The 20,933-nt window shown below is 36.9% G+C and carries 18 protein-coding genes and 1 tRNA gene; 15 read left to right on the top strand and 4 right to left on the bottom strand.

All coding sequences use genetic code 11. The annotated features are described in order from the left end of the window. The first annotated feature begins 393 nt into the window (after positions 1 to 393). The 5 genes from EO244_RS07705 to EO244_RS07685 all read left to right on the top strand — a co-directional run bounded on the left by EO244_RS07705 (position 394) and on the right by EO244_RS07685 (position 5,410). A tRNA-Leu gene (locus tag EO244_RS07705) sits at positions 394 to 475 on the top strand. A 400-nt stretch (positions 476 to 875) separates the two neighbouring features. Next, entirely contained in the window at positions 876 to 2,075 is a 1,200-nt protein-coding gene (locus EO244_RS07700; RefSeq protein ID WP_129254078.1) for a threonine/serine exporter family protein, read from the top strand. 80 nt (positions 2,076 to 2,155) lie between these two features. Further along, positions 2,156 to 3,559 carry a tetratricopeptide repeat protein gene (locus EO244_RS07695; protein WP_129254077.1) on the top strand — a complete coding sequence of 468 codons (1,404 nt, stop codon included), beginning with the start codon at positions 2,156 to 2,158 and terminating at the stop codon, positions 3,557 to 3,559. Between the two features lie 71 nt (positions 3,560 to 3,630). After that, entirely contained in the window at positions 3,631 to 4,566 is a 936-nt protein-coding gene (locus EO244_RS07690) for a DUF368 domain-containing protein (RefSeq protein WP_129254076.1), read from the top strand. Positions 4,567 to 4,669: 103 nt separating this feature from the next. Next, the gene (locus EO244_RS07685) at positions 4,670 to 5,410 is read left to right on the top strand and encodes a shikimate dehydrogenase family protein (protein ID WP_129254075.1); all 741 of its coding nucleotides are present in this window, start codon (positions 4,670 to 4,672) and stop codon (positions 5,408 to 5,410) included. A gap of 7 nt (positions 5,411 to 5,417) precedes the next feature. Here the strand turns inward: EO244_RS07685 and truA are convergent, their stop codons facing one another. Further along, a complete protein-coding gene (gene truA / locus EO244_RS07680; RefSeq protein ID WP_241687957.1) occupies positions 5,418 to 6,179 on the bottom strand; it encodes a tRNA pseudouridine(38-40) synthase TruA in 762 nt (253 codons plus the stop codon). 566 nt (positions 6,180 to 6,745) lie between these two features. On the opposite strand from truA, the gene EO244_RS07675 reads away from it, so the two are divergent. The 4 genes from EO244_RS07675 (at position 6,746) to EO244_RS07660 (ending at position 10,847) form a co-directional block, all read left to right on the top strand. Next, on the top strand, positions 6,746 to 7,417 hold the full coding sequence (locus tag EO244_RS07675) for a TatD family hydrolase (protein WP_129254074.1): 672 nt from the start codon (positions 6,746 to 6,748) through the stop codon (positions 7,415 to 7,417). Between the two features lie 61 nt (positions 7,418 to 7,478). Further along, complete coding sequence (locus EO244_RS07670; protein ID WP_129254073.1) at positions 7,479 to 8,204, top strand: tRNA threonylcarbamoyladenosine dehydratase; 726 nt, start codon at positions 7,479 to 7,481, stop codon at positions 8,202 to 8,204. A 170-nt stretch (positions 8,205 to 8,374) separates the two neighbouring features. Continuing rightward, on the top strand, positions 8,375 to 8,884 hold the full coding sequence (locus EO244_RS07665) for a methylated-DNA--[protein]-cysteine S-methyltransferase (RefSeq protein ID WP_129254072.1): 510 nt from the start codon (positions 8,375 to 8,377) through the stop codon (positions 8,882 to 8,884). 172 nt (positions 8,885 to 9,056) lie between these two features. Further along, positions 9,057 to 10,847: a hypothetical protein gene (locus EO244_RS07660; RefSeq protein ID WP_129254071.1), complete on the top strand. Its 1,791-nt coding sequence runs from the start codon at positions 9,057 to 9,059 to the stop codon at positions 10,845 to 10,847. A gap of 75 nt (positions 10,848 to 10,922) precedes the next feature. Here EO244_RS07660 and EO244_RS07655 read toward each other — a convergent pair whose 3' ends face one another. The 3 genes from EO244_RS07655 to EO244_RS07645 form a co-directional block, all read right to left on the bottom strand. Further along, positions 10,923 to 12,233 carry a citrate (Si)-synthase gene (locus EO244_RS07655; protein ID WP_129254070.1) on the bottom strand — a complete coding sequence of 437 codons (1,311 nt, stop codon included), beginning with the start codon at positions 12,231 to 12,233 and terminating at the stop codon, positions 10,923 to 10,925. An 89-nt stretch (positions 12,234 to 12,322) separates the two neighbouring features. Next, complete coding sequence (locus tag EO244_RS07650; RefSeq protein WP_129254069.1) at positions 12,323 to 14,587, bottom strand: aconitate hydratase; 2,265 nt, start codon at positions 14,585 to 14,587, stop codon at positions 12,323 to 12,325. 544 nt (positions 14,588 to 15,131) lie between these two features. Then, positions 15,132 to 15,632, bottom strand: a complete 501-nt coding sequence (locus EO244_RS07645) for a metallophosphoesterase family protein (protein ID WP_129254068.1) — start codon at positions 15,630 to 15,632, stop codon at positions 15,132 to 15,134. Positions 15,633 to 15,914: 282 nt separating this feature from the next. Between EO244_RS07645 and EO244_RS07640 the strand changes: the two genes are divergently transcribed. The 6 genes from EO244_RS07640 (at position 15,915) to EO244_RS07615 (ending at position 20,875) form a co-directional block, all read left to right on the top strand. After that, on the top strand, positions 15,915 to 17,489 hold the full coding sequence (locus EO244_RS07640; RefSeq protein ID WP_129254067.1) for a peptide chain release factor 3: 1,575 nt from the start codon (positions 15,915 to 15,917) through the stop codon (positions 17,487 to 17,489). 23 nt (positions 17,490 to 17,512) lie between these two features. Then, a complete protein-coding gene (locus EO244_RS07635; RefSeq protein ID WP_129254066.1) occupies positions 17,513 to 17,887 on the top strand; it encodes a thioesterase family protein in 375 nt (124 codons plus the stop codon). Positions 17,888 to 17,994: 107 nt separating this feature from the next. Further along, a complete protein-coding gene (locus EO244_RS07630) occupies positions 17,995 to 18,519 on the top strand; it encodes a DUF4251 domain-containing protein (RefSeq protein ID WP_164977442.1) in 525 nt (174 codons plus the stop codon). A 397-nt stretch (positions 18,520 to 18,916) separates the two neighbouring features. Beyond that, on the top strand, positions 18,917 to 19,954 hold the full coding sequence (gene asnA, locus EO244_RS07625; RefSeq protein WP_129254064.1) for an aspartate--ammonia ligase: 1,038 nt from the start codon (positions 18,917 to 18,919) through the stop codon (positions 19,952 to 19,954). Between the two features lie 153 nt (positions 19,955 to 20,107). Beyond that, positions 20,108 to 20,632: an SRPBCC family protein gene (locus EO244_RS07620; protein ID WP_129254063.1), complete on the top strand. Its 525-nt coding sequence runs from the start codon at positions 20,108 to 20,110 to the stop codon at positions 20,630 to 20,632. Between the two features lie 36 nt (positions 20,633 to 20,668). Beyond that, positions 20,669 to 20,875: a YgaP family membrane protein gene (locus tag EO244_RS07615; protein WP_129254062.1), complete on the top strand. Its 207-nt coding sequence runs from the start codon at positions 20,669 to 20,671 to the stop codon at positions 20,873 to 20,875. The last annotated feature ends 58 nt before the right edge of the window (positions 20,876 to 20,933 follow it).

Here is a 20,933-nt window from a genome sequence, read left to right as displayed (position 1 = left end):
TAATTTAAAAGACCCTCTGGGAAAAAGAGTGATAATAAGGATTTTTGCATAAGAGGTTAATGGTTTTAAATTGAAGCTCCCAAAGATATGATCAATTTAAAGCAGACCCAACTTTTACCAGTGATCCATCTCATGTCATTGACAATCGTAGTGAGGGACACACCTTAATTTAATCTTTCTTTGTTTAGATACAGGGAGTAATTATAGCCTATCAATAAAAAGCAATAAACCCTGCCCCCTTGTCTCTAAAAAAACAATAAAAGCTTAACAATTGAATCTCAAACCTTTCCCTCTGCAAGCCCTATAAACATTGAAAATAGTTTAATTTATTTTTCAAAAATATTTGGAGCTTAAAGAAAAACACAGCATCTTTGCATCGCAATCAAGAGAAACGCGGATGTGGCGTAATTGGTAGCCGCGCTAGACTTAGGATCTAGTGCCGAGAGGCGTGGGGGTTCGAGTCCCTTCATCCGCACAAAAAGGATCAATACGAAAGTATTGATCCTTTTTTCATTCCCATATTCCAGAGATGCTCCACCCATCGGAATGGGGTTCGTAATATATTAATGAGCGAGATACATGCGAATAAACATGTTTAATGACGAACGAAGTGAGAAATAAACCCGAATGCTTTTGTTTTTCCCGAATAGCAATATCTATGATCCGGATCATTCGTAAAAGAAGATTAGTAACAAAACTTGGAGCTCCTTTCAGTTCATGATATATTTGCAATCGAACCTGCAATCCATTAAATAACATTAAACCAAGTCTTTACAGCACCACATGCTCAGCTTAATTAATTTCTCCAAAACCACTCCAACTCCAAAACTCTTATCTATATTTGTTCCGCTTAAAAATAAACGAGATCAGACAGATTGAAAACACCTAAACAATATCAATTTATCATTCAGCTGGGAAGAGCTTTGCACATCTATGGTGTCCCCTCTTACAAAATCCAGATTTATTTATCTGAAGTGGCTCAAACCAAAGGAATACGTGGCAGTTTCATGGATACGCCGACTTGGATAAATTATGTTTTTTATAGCGAAAACGAGGATGAATCCTATAATCACATAGAATGTGTATCGCCAGGAGGCCTAAATTTAGGAGCCCTATCAAGGGCTGTTGAAATTACCGATCAGGTGCTTGCTGACAAAATCGATTTTGACGAAGCGAGTCTTATGCTTCGATTGGTGTACAAACAAACTCAAAAGGTCAATCACCTCATCCTATCACTCGCTTTTGCCTTAGGTGCTGCTTCCTTTAATCTGTTAATGGGAACCAATTGGATTTCTTGTCTGGTTGCTTTTTTCATGGGCATGCTGGTTTACGGTCTGACTTACCTGTCAAACAAATCCAAGTTTATTAATAATACTCTTGAAGTCCTTGCCGCTTTCGTTGTTACAATTATCATTGGTTTATTATCATTATGGTTGCCAACCCTAAACATTCCCCTCACAATTTTATCAGCCATTATCATCTTTATTCCGGGATTAGCAATTACAACTGCGTTGGAAGAGATCACATATAAGAGTCTGGTTTCGGGTTCAGCCAAACTTTTTGACGCCTCAATCTCTCTCTTCAAACAGTTCTTTGGAACCATACTTGGATTATCTGTACTTCCCTTATTTATCGATATTAATATCGAACCAGTTGTTTCTAACCTCCCTAAATGGATCAGTCATTCAGGTATCCCCCTATTGGCAATCTGCCTGCTTCCCATCTTTCAAGTGCGTCGAAAAGATATGATTTATGGGGTTCTGACCAGTATAATCAGCTATTCAGTAACCGTTTTACTAGCGTCAACCGGGATCTTAATCAGTACTTTTATTGGAAGCATCACCGTTGTTCTTGTCAGCAATCTTTTTGCTCGCATCACACAATCGCCCCGACATGTTTTTATTACTCAGGGCATTATCATGCTTGTTCCCGGAAGCAAAGCCTTTATCGGAATCAGTACTTTTTTTCTGAGCACCCCCATTGAAAATGCAAGTAATCTTGGTTCACAAATCACCTATATTCTTATGGGAATCATTGGAGGTCTACTATTTTCAGGTAGCTTTAATACAAAATAATCAATTGTTAATAACTAAATATTGAAAATTCCCAAATAAAAACTATTTTTGTTTCAAGAATTATCACTTCAAGAAAATAAATGATAGATAATACTGATAATTATTTTGACGATGACGCTCTTGAATCTGTAGTTAGATTCGAAACGATGCTCAAGAATAACAAACCATGCTACTTCGATGTTCATGAGTTTGAAAACCTCGTCGACCATTACCTTGAAACACATAAACTGGCAAAAGCTTCCAAAGCTTCAGACTTAGCCATACAGCTACACCCCTCTTCTATCTCACTACAGCTTAAACAAGCACAAGTGCTTATAAGTCGAGGAGAAGAAATAAAGGCGCTAAATATCCTCAAGAAACTGAAATCGATAGAAAGCACCAATAAAAACATCTACATCCTCATTGGGAATATCTACAATATTCTTAAAAAACCTCAAAATGCTAAAATTCAATTCGATATTGCTTTGGGGTTATGCTATGACGATAAGGAAGATTTGTTATTTCGAATTGCTGTCTCATTCGAACAACTAGGTTTATACGATTTGGCTTTGCCCTACTTTAAGGAAGTTCATCAATTAAATAGTGAAGATCCGGAAGTCCTTTTTGAAATCGCTTATTGTTACGAAAAATTACAACAAGATAGAGAAAGTATTGAGGCTTATAAAGCTTATCTGGAACTGGATCCTTTTTCAGATAATGCCTGGTATAACCTGGGTATCCTGTACAACCGAACCGATCAAAGCTTAAAATCTGTTGAAGCCTACGATTTCTGTATCGCCATCAACGAAAAGCATAGCAAAGCCTACTTCAACAAGGCTAATGCATTAGCACTTTGTGATAAATTCGAAGAAGCAATCAAAAGCTATATCGAATATCTCGAATTCGAAGATGATCATGCCTCTACCTATTCATACATTGGCGAATGTTTCGAAAAACTTGAAGAGTACGATCAGGCAATGATCTACTACGAGAATGCCATTCAGGAAGATGAAACCTTTGCTGATCCTTGGTTTGGAATGGGACTAATCCTGCTTTATCAGGATAAAATTGACGAAAGTTTGGTATACTTAAATGAAGCTAAAAAGCTTGATGATACAAATCCTGATTATTGGTTTGCCTTAGGTTCGGCCTATTCGCGATTACCTGAAGCTCAAAAGGCTGTTCAGTGCTTTCGGGAGGCAATAAATCTGGATCCTTACGACCCAACTTATGCCATTACGCTGGCTGAGTTTTATCATCAGAACAATAAGGAGGAAGCCGCTATTGACGTTTTACTCGAAAGCCTGGGTTGTTGCCCTGACGATGTTCAATTGCAGAACAATTTGGCTGCCTATTACATGCTAGCTTCTGATGCAAATGCAGCCGAACATTATCTGCGTAAAGCCATGGCAGATCCAGAGAATAAAATCGAAGACATCTTCATTCAATTTCCTGAACTGGAAAACAACAACAAATTCAAACAAATTATTAAAGCTAATCAATAGAATTAGCTTTTTTTAGGCCTTGCATTTTCAATTCGAAAATTCATTTCAGGCCACTTATACGCACAAACAAAATGACTAGAACAATTAAAGACTACATTATTATTGCCATGAAAGGCATGGGAATGGGAGCTGCAGACGTAGTTCCGGGAGTTTCAGGAGGAACCATCGCATTTATAACCGGTATTTACGAAGAATTGATTGAAAGTATTAAGTCTATCAATCTAAATGCCATCAAACTTCTGTTAAAATTTAAGATTAAAGATTTTTGGAAAGCTATCAATGCAAATTTTCTGATTTCAATTATCCTTGGAATTGCAATTAGTTTCATTTCATTAGCGAAACTGATCAAATACCTTCTTGAGCAACACCCTATTCTAATCTGGTCATTCTTTTTCGGCTTAATCATTGCATCAGCTCTTGTTGTAGCAAAAAAAATCACCGAATGGAAACTTAGAAGCATCGTCGCAATGCTTATCGGCATAGGAATTGCCTATATGGTTACCGTGGTTACGCCAGCTGAAACCCCAAATGCCTACTGGTTTCTTTTTCTTTCGGGCGCCTTGGCTATTTGCGCCATGATTCTTCCAGGAATATCAGGAGCCTTTATTTTACTCTTACTAGGTAAATATGAATTTGTATTATCTGCCTTAAGTCAATTTAAATTAGATGTGATTGCTGTGGTTGGCTTAGGTGCCGTTACCGGTCTGTTAAGCTTTTCGAATTTACTAAGCTGGTTATTGCATAAATATCACAACATGACCATCGCCCTCCTGTCTGGTTTTATGATTGGATCATTAAATAAAGTTTGGCCATGGAAAGAAACCCTTTCGACGTTCACAGATCGACATGGAGTTGAAAAACCACTGCTTCAAGGCAACATTTTACCTCAAACATTTGAAAACCTAACAGGTCAACAGGCAAATTTACTGGCAGCAATTGAACTTGCAATTTTAGGTTTTGCACTAATTATTGTGATGGAAAAATTCTCACCTGAATCAAAAGAGTAATTTACCCACCTGATAATACAATGAGTTCATATTCAGAGAAAAGGAATTACTTTCTAAACTGTTCTATTTTTTATCTTTAACCTTCACACTCAGCCCTGTCATCATGAAAACATACGGCATTATCGGTAATCCTCTGGGACATTCGTTCTCAAAACAATACTTTACAGATAAGTTTGAAAATGAAAAAATTGAGGCTCAGTTTTTGAATTTTGAAATTCCATCTATTGAGAAAATTCTTGATGTTGTTGACAGTAACCCACAACTAAAAGGTTTATGTGTCACAATTCCTTACAAAGAGAAAGTGATCGCTTATCTGGATGAAATTGATCCTTTAGCTAAAGAGATTGGTGCCGTTAATTCAATTCAGATTAAACACAAAGGCGATAAGGTGTATTTGAAAGGCTATAACACAGATATTTTTGGCTTTGGTGAGTCTTTAAAAAGTTTTATAGAGGGGAATGATTTTAAAGCGTTAATATTAGGTACTGGTGGTGCTTCAAAAGCTATCGAAACAGCCCTTCGAAATATGAAGATCGACTTTATTTCTGTTTCGCGAAAGAGAACTGAAAAATCAATCTCCTACGAAGAGATTACTGAAGAAATCATCTCTGATCACAAACTCATTATCAACTGTACACCTTTGGGCACATTTCCCAAAACACATACCTGTCCTGATATTCCATACGCACTCTTAGACAAGACGTATTACTTATACGATTTGGTATACAACCCCAACACCACACTTTTTATGGCAAAAGGTTTGGAGCGTGGAGCTAAAGTTCATAATGGACTTAAAATGCTCCATTTACAAGCTGAAGAATCGTGGAAAATATGGAACGAATAAGGCGATTTTAAATCTCCTTATTCAAATCTTCAGGGTATTCAATTTTGCAAAGGAATAAGCCATGTCCGGGAACAGATGTTCCGGCATTGCTTCTATTCTGACTTTCGATTACCTGACGGAAACCAGCCATATCAAGTTTTCCCCGCCCTACTTCAACTAATGTTCCCACAATAGCACGCACCATATTCCGTAAGAAACGGTCTGCACTCACCGTAAAGACCAACTCATCGCCACGATCTTCCCATTCGGCCTTATAAATCTTACAAATGTTGGTTTTCGAATCGGTATGCAACTTGCTAAAACTCGTGAAATCCTCGTAATCAAACAGAAGTTTTGCGGCCTCGTTCATTTTATCCACATCAAGCTGATGTGTCATGGTCCAATGCGACTCAGAACGAAAAGGATTTTTATCCTTCGTAATAAAATATTGATAGGTTCTTGCTAAAGCATCAAAGCGCGTGTGAGCTTCAGAATGTACCGGGAACATCGATTTTACGGCAATATCATAGGGTAAAAAACGATTCAAACGAAAAACCAGCTTCTCAGCTTCAACATCCCGAATATCATTCAAATCGAAATGGGCCATAAAATCACTGGCATGAACACCAGTATCCGTTCTGCCACAACCAACAACATTCACCTCCTGATTCAAAATTGTACTTAGAGCTTTATTCAAAACTTCCTGTACCGTAATAGCATTAGGCTGTACTTGCCAGCCATGATAGTTGGTTCCTTTATAACTAAGTTGTATAAAATATCTTTGAGTCAAAACTGATGTGTGTTTATAGTTAGCCCGTAATAACTGCACAAAAATAGCAATTCCAAGGAGAATCTCTAAATCAATATTAAATATATGGAGGGTGCTAATATATAGAAATAGCTTAAAACAAGACAAAAAAAAGCGCACTAGCTAATGGATTTTAAACTCCTATAAAACAGGATTTGAGTGCCCATCTGGTCAAGTTTCCCCTGTGTCCGAAAACAACCCGAAGGTTGGGGCCTGCTTTTGCAAACGTGTAGCTTTCTCGGTAACTTGTAAGTGTTGAGTTTAACAATCGATAACTAGTGCGATTATGCTTTTATCTTATATGTAAAGAACGTTCTATCTTGCATGCAAAGTAAGTAATTTTTTCTGTGTTTACAAGGGATACAGAAGAAATTCCTTTAGTTTGGAATAAAGCTTTTATGAGTCAACTTAAAACCTTACCTTTATTAAATGCCTAGTAATTAAATAAGGATCATAGAGATAAACCTGGATCCACCCTCCCAAACAATTCAGCAATAAAAGATACATTTTCCGATATTTTTATATTTTTGCCGAGCCAATAACAAATTATGCCAGACACGCCCTATATAAACATACATACGCACCAAATGGATCATACCGATGGTGTCATATCTGTATTAAATGTTTTCCCGGAAAAGTATATGACGATTGCACATACAGATAAATTAATTACTGTAGGCGTACATCCCTGGCATCTAGAAAAGAAAAATGCAGATGTAAATCTGGAGTTGGTTAAAGAATTTGCTTCAAAGCCAAATGTTATGGCAATTGGAGAAATCGGTTTGGATAGAGCTATTAAAACACCATTGAATCTGCAGGAAACATTTTTCACAAAACAAATTGAAATAGCTGAAACCTATAAAAAGCCAATTATCGTTCATGCTGTTAGATATTTCCCGGAACTTATATCAATAAAAAAAAGAGTACAAGCATCTACCCCATGGTTGATTCATGGTTTTAGAAACAATATGCAAATCGCTCAGGAACTGCTAAAACACAATTGCTTTATCTCATTTGGTGAAGCCTTATTATTCGATCAGAAAGTTCAAAATATATTTATAGAAATGCCGATAAACCGTTTATTTCTGGAAACGGATGAAAGCAAACATTCTATTGTCGAAATATATGAGAAAGCTGCCAGCTTAAAGAAAATGCAACTAGCCATTTTTAAAATTGAGCTTTTAAAAAATTACAATACTGTATTTAAAAAACACATTTAAAGCAATCTTGTTTTAATAATTCGACAACAAGAACTTTAAACCTATAATATTTTGGATTAAGATGAATACTGAATGGTTAAGCAGAACAGAACTTCTGCTTGGAGAAGAAAGATTAGAGCAGGTAAAAAACGCTCACGTATTGGTTGTTGGACTTGGCGGCGTTGGAGCCTATGCGGCTGAATTGCTTTGCAGAGCCGGAGTTGGTCAAATGACCATTGTTGACGGAGATAACATCGAAGCATCGAATATCAACAGGCAACTACCTGCGACAAACAAAACTCTCGGCGAAGATAAGGCTGAAGTCATGGCTGAGCGACTTAAATCCATCAATCCGGATATAAAGCTTCGTGTGATCAACGAATTTCTACGAGATCAACGCATGATTGAAGTCCTTGCTGAGGCAGAATACGACTACGTGGTTGATGCTATTGATACTCTGGCACCAAAGATTTTCCTGATTTATCATAGTCTTAGCATGAAATATAAGGTAGTAAGCTCCATGGGTGCTGGTGGTAAAATGGATCCCAGCCAAATTCAAGTAACAGATATTTCTAAATCGTACAACTGCAAACTGGCCCGTATGCTTCGAAAAAAATTACATCAAAAAGGTGTGCACAAAGGCGTAAAAGTTGTTTTTTCACCTGAAGAAGTCGATAAAAGTGCTGTGGTATTAGTCGAAAGCCAAAATAAAAGATCCAATGTAGGCACAATTTCGTACATGCCTCCAATCTTTGGTTGTTTTATTGCTTCAGTTGTCTTACGGGATTTAGCAGCAAAAAAAGAATAATAATTTGAGTTCAGGAGCCCTTTCTTTAAGATAGGGCTTTTTTAATTTCACAAAATTCCTAAACGCAAGATTATCAATTAAAATATCTTAAAAATTTGGCTTTCGAAATATACTTAAGTCACCTTTTTCTTATCTTTCGGTAAATCAATATACAACTAACCGAAAAAAGAATGCAATACTATTTCGATATCCTCCCTTCACCTATAGGAGACTTGCTTATTTTAGCTCAGGAATTCGCTTTAAAAAAGATTGTCTTTCAGCCCAAGAATCAGACTCACCAAATTAATTCGGATTGGATTCATGGTTCTGAGTTGATCGAGCAAACAAAAAACGAACTTAGAGCTTACTTTTCTGGACATTTAAAAGGATTTACCGTGCAAGTAAATCCCAGCGGGACTCCATTTCAAAAAAAAATATGGAAAGAGGTCATGGCTATTCCATACGGAAAGGTCTGTTCCTATCAGGATGTTGCCAATAACATCAATCATGCTTCGGCCTGTCGGGCTGTTGGAAGAGCCAATGCACAAAATCCTATTCCAATTATAATTCCCTGTCACAGAGTAATAGGAAAAAGTGGCAAACTAACAGGTTATGCTGGGGGCTTAAATCTAAAACAAAAACTTTTAAATATTGAAGGTATTGATATAGAACCCAACCCAACTCAATATACTCTTTTTTAGTTAACATTTAAACCTCTCTTATTCACTCTTTATATCAAATACATTAATAAGACTTCGTATTTTCATTATTTTATTTGATAAACTCACTAAAAACAATACCTTGCGGGCTGTTTAAATCAAAAAACAATATCGGTTGTTGTAAATTATACAGCAATCAAAAAAACAAAACTAAATGACCAATAAAATTGCACATACATTCCACATCCCGGTTATGGGAACTGGATATACTGTGAACACACCATTACATGTAGCTCAGTATGGTATTTCGTCAGTTATTTCCATTGTGGATGATATGCTTCTTGAAAATTTACGTGAATTTTATAGCAAACAATATAGCTTGCCATTTCTACCTATTTCAGAAAAGACTTTTGATTGTAGAGCTCAAAGAATCACGGCATATCTTAACCTGATGGACAAGATGGTTAAGAACAAATTTGAAGAAGTCAAAGAATCATTTCTTGAAAAGGGAAAAGAATTTGAAAAATACATGGATTTACTTCCTGATGTTTCATCCCTAAAAAAAGAAATTCAGAACAAACTAAATAATAACCCTATTGTCAAGGATATCAAAAACTGGTTGAACGACAATCTACCTATGGGAACCATTGATGTTAATATTATGACCAAGGTAGATAAGGCAAACTCATTTGAAGGTGAGAAATTACCAAGCGAATACAACGATGCTCATGCAGCACTGAGAGGCTTTGCCAACAGTACACTTGAGTCTTCATTAGTTCTTTCAGCCGGTATGAACCCTCGTTTATATGGCTATCTGGAGCAGTTCGATGATTTTTTTCCTACTGAAGAGGGCTACATTAAGAAGAAAATCGTTCTAAAGGTTAGTGATTACCGTTCAGCACTTATTCAGGGTAAATTCCTCGCTAAAAAAGGAATTTGGGTTTCCGAATACAGAATAGAATCAGGCCTCAACTGTGGTGGACATGCTTTTGCTACAGAAGGATTTCTGATGGGACCTATCCTTGAAGAATTTAAAGCAAATCGTTCAGACTTAATTGCAGATACAAGTGAGCTCTTGTTTTCTGCACTTCAATCTAAAAAGCGTCCGATTCCCCAAGGGGATCTGGAGCTTAAAATCACAGCACAAGGCGGGGTCGGAACTGCCGACGAACATGAATTCCTATTGGATTATTATGGAATTGATTCAGTCGGTTGGGGTTCACCTTTCCTTTTAGTTCCTGAGGTCTGTGATGTGGATGAAAAAACATTTAAAACTCTTGCAGAAGCTAGAGAAGATGATTTATACTTAAGTCATTCTTCGCCACTGGGAGTTCGTTTTAACAACCTCAAAGGCAATACGCGTGATGAGGGCAAGATTGAAATGATTAAGGCTGGTAAACCCGGAAGTATTTGTACCAAACGCTTGTTAGTTGCTAATACAGAGTATACCGATGAACCGATTTGTACAGCCTCAAGACAATATCAAAATCTTAAGATTAAAGATTTAAAATCCCAAAACCTGAGCAAAGAGCAGTATGATTCTGAAATCATAAAGATGAGTCAAAAATCATGTCTTTGTAAAGGTCTGTCTGCATCTTCGTATATCGTGAATAAACTAGATACCACTGCAGATGGAGATGGTGTTTCAATTTGTCCTGGTCCAAACATGGCCTATTTCTCCGAGAAAGCGAGCTTTAAACAAATGGTTGATCACATTTATGGTCGATTGAATCTGATTAAACGTTCTGATCGACCGAATATGTTTGCCAAAGAATTAAGCATCTATATTAACTACCTTAAAGAACAGATAGCTGAATTAAAAGATCCTGATAAAAAAAGTCTCAGAAACCTTGAAAAATTCAAAAGCAATCTTTTGGCTGGTATTGAGTATTACAATTCTTTATCAGAAAAAATAAAGGATCAATTTGCTCAATTTAAAGTTCTCATTCAAGATGATATCACCAAATTAGAAACCGAACTTAAACAAATCAAGTTCCCTTCTTAAAAAGGTAATATTTAGATATAAGAATCCCCATCTAACTTTAGTTAAATGGGGATTTTTTATATCCATGTTTCAGACTTAGTCTTTAATCCCAACCATCTTTTCCAACATATCTGTTGTAACCGATTTAGGGCGTTCCAAAGGATAACCTAAAGCTCTGTCCCAAATAATATTAGCACAAATACCTATGGCTCTTCCAATACCAAACAATACCGTATAGAAATCATACTCCGTCACACCATAGTGCCACTGAATAACTCCCGATTGCGCATCCACATTAGGCCAGGGATTCTTAGCTTTACCATGTTCCTGCAAAATTGGAGGAACAACCTTATATAATAAATCGGCATACTTAAAAATCGGATCATCAGGAAGATGTTTCTTACTGAACTCTCTTTGCAGCATATAACGAGGGTCGGTTTTTCTCAATACAGCGTGACCAAAACCTGGAATTACTTGCCCGGAATTCAAAGTATCCCACACAAACTTCTGCATCTCTTCTTCAGTTGGAAGCTTATTATCCATCTTCTCCATCACTGCCTGTAACCAGCGTAGGACTTCCTGATTAGCCAAACCATGAAGAGGACCTGCCAAACCATTAATCATTGCAGAAATAGAAAGGTAAATATCTGACAAGGAACTGGCAACCAAATGACCGGTATGGGCACTCACATTACCACTTTCATGATCAGAATGAATAATAAAATGCAAACGTGATACATCATCGTAAGGCTTATCAATACCCATCATATTTGCAAAATCAGCTCCCATATCCAAATTAGGATTTGATTGAATTTTTTCACCTTTTCTATACAACTTATTATAAATATAAGCCGCAATTTCAGGTAGTTTTGCCAATAAATTTAGGGCATCTTCATAAGTTGGTTCCCAATAATCTTTCTTTTTGAGTCCAGCCTGATATTCACGATTAAATTCAGATTCACGATTTAGAGTCAAAATGGCTGTCGAAAAAATTGCCATTGGATGACTTGATGTAGGAAAAGAATCGATCACATCGTAAACGTAACGTGGGACGATACGACGCTTGTTAAATTGTTCGACCACCTGCATTACCTCTTCTTCATTCGGAAAATCTCCGGTCAAAAGCAAGTAAAACAAACCTTCAACAAAAGGCATTTCGGCACCTTTAGGCTTGGGTAAGTGATCAATAACTTCTTGTAAAGTAAAACCACGATAACGAATCCCTTCTTCGGGATCAAGATATGAAATATCGGTAACAAGAGACTTAATGCCCCTCATACCACCAAGTACCTGTGATACTGTGACACTGTCAACCTGAACATCGCCAAATTCTTTTAACAGGCGTTTGGTTCTCGGACGGTGTTCTTTAATCTTTTTAGATAACTTGTATTTTAGAGTTCCTCTCATATGGTTAGTGTATTAGTTTAGTATGTTTTGTTTGATTTTGATCTATTATATCTTTATAGATAGAGTTCATTCAAATTTCTTTTCTTTGATCAACAATTTTGTTTTCGAATTAAATTCAATGCGCTTCCTGCTTTAAACCAGTCTATTTGAACATCGTTATATGTGTGACAAGCCTGAATTTTATCCTGACTTCCATCTTCATGCTTTAGAATAAGTGTTAAATTCTTACCTGCTTGAAAATCTTTCAGACCCAGAATATCAATCACATCCTTCTCCTGAATTTTATCGTAATCAGCCTTATCAGCAAAAGTTAGTGCTAAAACGCCCTGTTTTTTAAGATTAGTCTCGTGAATTCGTGCAAATGAACGAACAAGCACAGCCTTAATACCCAAATGACGGGGTTCCATTGCCGCATGTTCTCTTGAAGACCCTTCCCCATAATTCTCGTCACCAACTACTATAGAGGCCAATCCTTCAGCTTTAATCGCACGGGCTACAACAGGAACTTCTTCATATTTACCTGAAAGCGGATTGAAGATTGAATTGCTTTCATCATTGAAATAGTTAATTGCACCAATCAACATATTATTCGAAATATTATCCAAATGACCACGAAAACGTAACCAAGGACCTGCCATCGAAATGTGATCAGTTGTACACTTACCCTTAGCCTTAATCAAAAGCTTAAGTCCTGTGTAATCTTCACCATCCCATTCGTTAAAAGGGGCTAACAACTGCAAGCGTTCCGAATCAGAATTAACCACTACTTTTACAGCACTTCCATCTTCCTGAGGCGCTAAATAACCTGCATCTTTCACATCAAAACCTTGTGGAGGCAACTCATAACCTGTTGGCTCATCCAATCTGACTTCAACACCATCTTCATTAATCAAGGTATCAGTCATCGGATTAAAAGTAAGATCACCAGCTATCGCCATGGCAGTTACCAACTCAGGTGAAGCCACAAAACCATGGGTATTGGGGTTACCATCATTTCGTTTGGCAAAATTTCGATTGAAAGACGTAATAATGGAATTCTTACGGGTTGGATCGTCAGTATGGCGTTTCCACTGACCAATACAAGGTCCGCAGGCATTTGACATGATCACACCTCCGATATCTTCAAATTCACTTAAGATACCATCTCGAGCAGTTGTATAGCGAACCATTTCAGAACCGGGAGTGACTATAAATTCTGATTTTACCTTCAGATTTTTATCTTTTGCTTGCTTCGCTAATGAAGCTGCACGAGACAAATCTTCGTAGGATGAGTTGGTACAGGAACCGATTAAGCCCACTTCTAATTTTTGCGGATAATTGTTTCTTTTAACCGCCTCAGCAAATTCGGAAAGCGGATGCGCTAAATCCGGAGTAAACGGACCATTAATATAGGGCTCCAATTCTGAAAGATTGATTTCGATTAACTCATCATAGAACTTTTCCGGATTTAAGGCGACTTCTTCATCTGAACGCAAATGTGGCATAATGGCATCAGCCAAATCAGCAATTTCCTCACGACCAGTATGACGCAAGTAAGTGCTCATATTCTTATCGTAAGAAAAAATTGAAGTCGTTGCTCCAATTTCAGCACCCATATTACAAATGGTTCCTTTCCCGGTACAAGAAAGTGCATCAGCACCTTCACCAAAATACTCAACAATTGCTCCGGTTCCTCCCTTTACAGTCAGAATACCTGCAACTTTCAAAATAACATCCTTGGACGAAGCCCAGCCACTTAATTTACCCGTCAATTTAACACCAATCAGTTTAGGCATTTTAAGCTCCCATGCCATACCCGCCATAACATCAACAGCATCTGCACCGCCAACGCCGATAGCAACCATTCCCAAACCACCGGCATTAACCGTATGTGAATCGGTTCCAATCATCATACCCCCAGGGAAAGCATAGTTTTCAAGAACCACTTGATGGATAATACCAGCACCTGGTTTCCAGAATCCAATACCATATTTATCAGATACTGTTTGTAAGAAATTATAAACCTCATTGTTTTGCAAAAGAGCTTCCTGTAGGTCTTCATCGGCACCTACTGAGGCCTGAATAAGGTGATCACAATGCACTGTTGATGGAACAGCAACTTTCGACTTACCTGCATTCATAAATTGAAGAAGAGCCATTTGTGCAGTTGCATCCTGCATCGCAACACGATCCGGAGAAAAATTAACGTAATCCTCTCCTCTTTTAAACGCGTGTAAAGACTCATCATCGTATAAATGGGAGTATAAAATCTTTTCACTCAGGGTCAATGGGCGACCTAAGTTTTTTCGGGCAGCCTCAATTCGGGCCGGCATATCTTTGTAGACAGATTTAATCAGTTCGAGGTCAAAAAGCATGTTTTAAAATTTTGGTTTGATATTTAATATTTAAAAGAGAAATTCTCTTTTAAGTGGCTATTTTTTTCGAATCCCTAAATTAATAAAAAAACCCATAAATAAGACATAAAGATCTTCTTTTATTAAGTTCTTATATGCAGCTTTTCCCCTTGCCTTTCAACCCAAATTTTCCATCCAAAGCATTCACATATCTAAATATACTAAAAGCAGGTAAATAATTCAATTCTATCGGATAATATTAAGAACTAATTAACTATGACATAACTAGTCTACATAAAACAGCTATTATGATTTATGCTTAGCAAGTGTAGAATTGCTTAGAAATCTTTGAATTGAGAAGTTCAAAAAAAGCTTATAAGCAGTTTTTTAAAAAGTGAAATATTTGAAAAAAAGATAGTGAAATTATTCTCTAATTGGGGTGAAACGAGGAATATCGGTTAAAATTGGAAACACTATTCTTATAGGAGGAAGGGAAAAATTAATAAGTCTGTTATTTAAAACTCGAATGGAAACACAATAAGAAACTTTTGAAATTTTAAATCAGTTATTTTCCTTTTCTACCAAACTCAACCACTTCCAAATCTTTAATCTGCATACCATCTATATTAAAACGTATGAGAGTTTGAACCTGATGAAAACCTTGCAAACCTGCTGCTCCCGGATTAATGTGTAATAAGTTGAGCTCCTTATCGAACATCACCTTTAATATATGAGAATGGCCTGAAATAAACAATTGTGGTGGGTTTTGCTTGATTTCTTCACGTATATTTTGGTCGTATCGTTTGGGGTAACCTCCAATGTGAGTGATCCAAACATCAACGTCTTCGCATTTGAAACGTTGGTGTAAGGGATGCACTAAACGAACATCCTGCCCATCGGCATTGCCATATACAGCCCTTAGGGGTGCACATTCAGCCAGACGATTTGCTGTTTCAATATTACCTATATCTCCGGCATGCCAAATTTCATCACATCCTTCAAAATATTTAAAAATATTATCATCGAGGTGAGCATGTGTGTCCGAAAGTAAGACTATTCGCTTCATTGAAATTTCGTTTAGTTTATAAGGATCTAAAATTAGTTGAAATTATGCTTACTCATACACCGAAAAACCAATATTAAATTCAAGAGCTCTTCGTTCAGGCAGCGAACATCAAGGAATTGACGAAATTAAGCCTAAGTCAAACTTAAATTCCAGTAAAAATGCTTAGTTTTGCATGCTTTTTTATACAGGATAAAATTGCATCCAGACAATTTGTGTTGACAAACTTCTGATAGTATCAACACGAACCTGGGAAAGTTAAGTAGAAAGTAAACACAATTAGCTATGGCTTTTATAGACGAAATAAACAGACGACGTACCTTTGGTATTATCTCTCACCCCGATGCCGGTAAAACAACCCTAACTGAAAAACTTTTGTTATTTGGTGGTGCTATTCACGTAGCAGGTGCTGTAAAATCGAATAAAATTAAAAAGACTGCAACTTCCGACTTTATGGAAATTGAGCGACAAAGAGGTATCTCAGTTGCAACTTCGGTAATGGGTTTCGAATACAAAGGACATAAAGTCAATATTCTGGACACTCCTGGTCACCAGGATTTTGCTGAGGATACCTTCCGTACCTTAACAGCTTGTGATTCGGTTATCATTGTGATTGACGTAGCAAAGGGGGTTGAGGAACAAACCCGCAAATTAATGAAGGTTTGTCGTATGAGAAAAACACCTGTGATCGTTTTCATTAATAAAATGGACCGTTCGGGTAAAGATGCTTTCGACTTGCTTGACGAAATTGAAGAAGAATTACAGTTGAATGTAAATCCTTTGAGCTGGCCCATTAATATGGGACCTGATTTTAAAGGGGTTTATAATATATACCATAAGAATTTAAGTCTATTCACACCTGGAACTCAAACGGTTCAGGACACTATTGAATTCAACGATCTCTCAAATCCACAGTTGGAAGAGTACATTGGAGACGATGCTGAAGTACTTCGCGAAGAATTGGATTTGGTCTCAGGCGTTTATCCTGAATTTAATGTTGAAGATTATCTGAATGCTGAAATTGCACCTGTTTTCTTTGGCTCAGCACTGAATAACTTTGGTGTACAAGAGCTACTTGATGTTTTTGTTAAGATCGCTCCTTCTCCACTGCCATGTCAAACTGTTGAACGTATGATTCAGCCTGAAGAAGAAAAGTTTTCTGGTTTTGTTTTTAAGATTCATGCCAATATGGACCCGAATCACCGTGACAGAATTGCCTTTGTGAAAATTGTATCGGGTACATTCAGAAGAAATACCCCATATCTTCACGTACGCAATGGTAAGAAGATCAAATTCTCGAGTCCTACAGCCTTTATGGCAGAAAAAAAATCGATTGTAGATGAAGCCTACCCAGGGGATATCATCGGTCTGCACGATACCGGAAACTTTAAAATTGGTGATACACTAACTGAAGGTGAAAAAATCAACTTCAAAGGAATTCCATCATTCTCTCCTGAGCTTTTTAAATACATCGAGAATGCTGATCCAATGAAATCAAAACAATTAGCAAAAGGAATCGACCAGTTGATGGACGAAGGTGTAGCCCAGCTATTCACATCTCAATTCAATGGTCGTAAAGTCATTGGAACCGTTGGAGCATTACAATTCGAGGTAATAGAATATCGATTATTACACGAATACAGCGCTTCCTGTCGTTGGGAACACATCAACCTTCATAAAGCATGCTGGATTAAATCCAACGACGATGAAGAGTTAAAGGAATTCAAGAAAGCCAAATACCAATATATCGCAAAAGATAAACATGGACGTGATGTTTTCCTTGCTGACTCTGGTTATATGTTGCAAATGGCTCAAAACAATTATAAAAATTTGGAGTTCCATTTTACCTCTGAATTTTAAAAATCAAGATTAAATTAATCATTATGTCTTTAGAAGAAGGATTAAATTTCACTCAGGAATTAATAGTTGAAGATACCAACACAGCTATCGCACACGGGTCTGGTAAATTGCCTGTATTTGCAACACCTGCAATGGTAGCCTTTATGGAAAACACAGCTGTTAAATGCATAGAAAATGGCTTGGATAAAGGCTTAGATACGGTTGGAATTCAAATCGACACCAAACATATAAAAGCCACTAAAGTTGGTAAAAAGGTAACTTGTACAGCCACGCTAACGAAAGTTGACGGTAAAAAATTGACTTTCCAAATTGAAGCAACTGACGAAGATGGCCCAATTGGTTCATCACTCCACAAGCGCTATATTATCGATCCTATTAAATTTATGGAGAGAGCCTAAATAGTTAAAAACAAAAAAAAATTGCCCGTTCAGATAAACTTTGAATGGGCTTTTTTTATGATCTGTTTTTTGAGTATCTTATAAGTTGTAAATTAACAAACAGAGCCATGAAAGCAATATTCAAAAAACTAATCGGTTCACTCCTATTGATTGCACTGGTAACAAGCCTTTCGGCACAAAAAAAAGATGAGAGAAAGGCCCAAAAGATGAAGGCCTATCAGGAATGTCTACAACTAATTAAAAGTGGAGAATTCAAATTCGAAGCCGACAAAGCCTATCCTCAAGGTGGATCTTACATCGATCTGACAACAAATTATGGTTTTATCGAAATTTCTGAAAATAACTGTCTATGCGATTTGCCTTTTTTTGGACAAGCTTATCATGTGGATTACGGTGAAGATGGTGGGATGGATTTTGAAGGCGAAATTCTTAATCCAAAACTCACACCTGATGATAAAAAAATGAAAGTAACCTATGCCTTCGAAGTCAAGGATAAAGAGCTTTTCACTGTAATTATTGAAGCTTTTTCCAAAGAATCAGTCTCAACAATTATTCGATGTGACAGCAAAGCTCATATCTCTTACTCTGGGCAAATTGTGGAATTAAAAACGAAGGATACTGATGATCAATAAGCGACATCATTCCTACTTACTTTAGTAGAATTTAAACCAATCCATTTTTTTATTCCAAAAAACTTGTCTAGTTTAGCATCCACAAATAAAAAAACTAATGAGATCATTCAACAACAATAATGCTTTTAATAATTTGATGACTAATCGTTCGTCGAAAATGGAAAGCTTATAGTTGATTGTTAAAATATACCTACACTAGCTAAAGCCTTCCCCTACCGGAAGGCTTTTTTTATAAACTCATATTACATGACCATGTCTTTTTTCAATTCAAATAATAATATCAATAATAATTTTCCCTGAGGGTGAGAAAGGATATCGTCATGCACAGATTTAGCCTTTCCTCACCACGGAAAGGCTTTTTTTATTTCCAATAATAATTTAACCAAAACCAAGAAAAATGAAAGATTTAATTATTCCCAAGGATTACAAAAGTTTACTCGACCTGGATCAAACTGAAAAAGCGATTAAACTCATTAAAGACCAATTCCAATTGCAACTGTCTTCAGAATTACGATTAAAAAGGGTAACTGCGCCATTAATCGTGATGAAACATACGGGGCTCAATGACGATTTAAACGGTGTGGAACGTCCGGTTGCATTCCCAATTAAGGCTTTAGGTGATGACAAAGCTGAGGTGGTCCATTCACTTGCCAAATGGAAACGCTACATGCTGGGAGAACTCCGTATTCCTGCCGGACAAGGACTTTATACCGACATGAACGCCCTTCGTCCTGACGAAGATTTCACCAATATTCATTCCTTATATGTAGATCAATGGGATTGGGAAAAAAGCATCACTAAAGACGAAAGAAGCTTGGATACCCTAAAAGTGACAGTTCAACAAATTTATGCCGCCCTAAAACGTACCGCGTATATTCTTCAAGAATTCTACCCAAGTATTGAACCTCAGTTACCCGAAAAGATCTACTTCATTCATGCAGAAGAACTCTTATTAAAATATCCGGAATTAAGCCCCAAAGAGCGTGAGAGCAAAGTTGCTAAAGAATTTGGAGCCGTATTTATTATCGGCATCGGTAGTGAAATGGCCAACGGCGAGCCGCATGATGGTCGTGCCCCAGACTATGACGATTGGAGTACACCTACAGTAAACGGTTATAAAGGCTTGAACGGGGATATTATTCTATGGAACCCTGTACTTGAAATTGCTTTTGAAATTTCATCAATGGGTATTCGTGTAGATGAGGAAGCTCTTGAAAAACAATTAATCATTAGAGGGGCTGAAGATAGAAAGACACTCATGTTTCATAAAAAACTGCTGGCGGGAGAATTGCCTTATTCTATTGGTGGTGGAATTGGGCAATCGCGTCTGTGCATGTTTCTGCTCCAGAAAGCTCATATTGGTGAGGTCCAGTCAAGTATCTGGCCTGATAAAATGAGACAAAAATGTCAGGAATCCGGGATCTTCATCCTCTAACAGAGTATTATTATCAAAAGATTTTCAGATCGTTAAAGACAATATTAAGACAAGAGAATTCCAGAGTGGAAAATTTTTCTTAAATTTAGGAGGCTCTTGTCTTTATATATAAGACTCATGCCGGCCTACTTATAACGAACCAAAATCTTGTTTATGAAAAAAGCTCTTTTAATTGTAAGTATCTTAATTATTTTGGTATTTATACTTCATTTGGTCGCTCCCAAACATTATCAGGTAGAGCGTAAAATTGTTGTATCAACACAGATTGATACTGTTTTCAAAAGTCTCTGTTCATTAAAAGAACAACAAATGTGGTCACCCTGGGCTGAGATGGATCCCAATATGAAAGTTGAATATCGTGGTGTCGATGGTCAAATAGGATCTGTTTCACACTGGGTAGGTAACGATGATGTTGGAGAAGGAGAACAAGAAGTAACTAAAATTGAAGGCAACACATATATTGAAACGGAATTGCGCTTTCTTAAACCTTTTGAATCTACTAGTGTCGGTTTCCTTAAACTTAAAGAAGTTGACAATCAGACTGAAGTCACATGGGGATTTTATGGCGAGAATAAATTCCCAACGACAATTATCATGTTGTTTATGAATATCGATAAACAGATTGGTCCTGATTTTGAAAAAGGCCTTGCCAAGTTCAAAACTTATATCGAAAAATAACGATTAAAACATATTTATCACTAAAAAATTATAACAATGAAAAAAAACATGGGTCCTGTTGATCGTATTCTTCGTTCAATAGTTGCGATAACATTAATTGCATTGTATATCTTCGATGTTATCACCGGTACAATTGGTATTGTACTTGTTGTATTTGCTTCGATTATGCTTCTTTCAAGTATTATAGGCAATTGCCCTCCCTACTCACTGATGGGTATTAATACCTGCAAAAAGAAGGAATAGATACTTATCTAAAATATTAAAGGCTGCTTATATAAGCAGCCTTTAATATTTGAACATC

The organism is Ancylomarina salipaludis (assembly GCF_004122035.1).
Taxonomy (GTDB): Bacteria; Bacteroidota; Bacteroidia; order Bacteroidales; family Marinifilaceae; genus Ancylomarina; species Ancylomarina salipaludis.
Note: the sequence above shows the minus strand (reverse complement) of the source record. Positions and strands in the feature narration are given on the sequence as shown.

Excerpts from the sequence above, each read along its gene's own strand:
- EO244_RS07695 (WP_129254077.1), top strand. The coding sequence starts at position 2,156 with ATGATAGATAATACTGATAATTATTTTGACGATGACGCTCTTGAATCT.
- EO244_RS07690 (WP_129254076.1), top strand. The coding sequence starts at position 3,631 with ATGACTAGAACAATTAAAGACTACATTATTATTGCCATGAAAGGCATG.
- EO244_RS07685 (WP_129254075.1), top strand. The coding sequence starts at position 4,670 with ATGAAAACATACGGCATTATCGGTAATCCTCTGGGACATTCGTTCTCA.
- EO244_RS07675 (WP_129254074.1), top strand. The coding sequence starts at position 6,746 with ATGCCAGACACGCCCTATATAAACATACATACGCACCAAATGGATCAT.
- EO244_RS07670 (WP_129254073.1), top strand. The coding sequence starts at position 7,479 with ATGAATACTGAATGGTTAAGCAGAACAGAACTTCTGCTTGGAGAAGAA.
- EO244_RS07665 (WP_129254072.1), top strand. The coding sequence starts at position 8,375 with ATGCAATACTATTTCGATATCCTCCCTTCACCTATAGGAGACTTGCTT.
- EO244_RS07660 (WP_129254071.1), top strand. The coding sequence starts at position 9,057 with ATGACCAATAAAATTGCACATACATTCCACATCCCGGTTATGGGAACT.
- EO244_RS07655 (WP_129254070.1), bottom strand. The coding sequence starts at position 12,233 with ATGAGAGGAACTCTAAAATACAAGTTATCTAAAAAGATTAAAGAACAC.
- EO244_RS07650 (WP_129254069.1), bottom strand. The coding sequence starts at position 14,587 with ATGCTTTTTGACCTCGAACTGATTAAATCTGTCTACAAAGATATGCCG.
- EO244_RS07645 (WP_129254068.1), bottom strand. The coding sequence starts at position 15,632 with ATGAAGCGAATAGTCTTACTTTCGGACACACATGCTCACCTCGATGAT.
- EO244_RS07640 (WP_129254067.1), top strand. The coding sequence starts at position 15,915 with ATGGCTTTTATAGACGAAATAAACAGACGACGTACCTTTGGTATTATC.
- EO244_RS07635 (WP_129254066.1), top strand. The coding sequence starts at position 17,513 with ATGTCTTTAGAAGAAGGATTAAATTTCACTCAGGAATTAATAGTTGAA.
- EO244_RS07630 (WP_164977442.1), top strand. The coding sequence starts at position 17,995 with ATGAAAGCAATATTCAAAAAACTAATCGGTTCACTCCTATTGATTGCA.
- asnA (WP_129254064.1), top strand. The coding sequence starts at position 18,917 with ATGAAAGATTTAATTATTCCCAAGGATTACAAAAGTTTACTCGACCTG.
- EO244_RS07620 (WP_129254063.1), top strand. The coding sequence starts at position 20,108 with ATGAAAAAAGCTCTTTTAATTGTAAGTATCTTAATTATTTTGGTATTT.
- EO244_RS07615 (WP_129254062.1), top strand. The coding sequence starts at position 20,669 with ATGAAAAAAAACATGGGTCCTGTTGATCGTATTCTTCGTTCAATAGTT.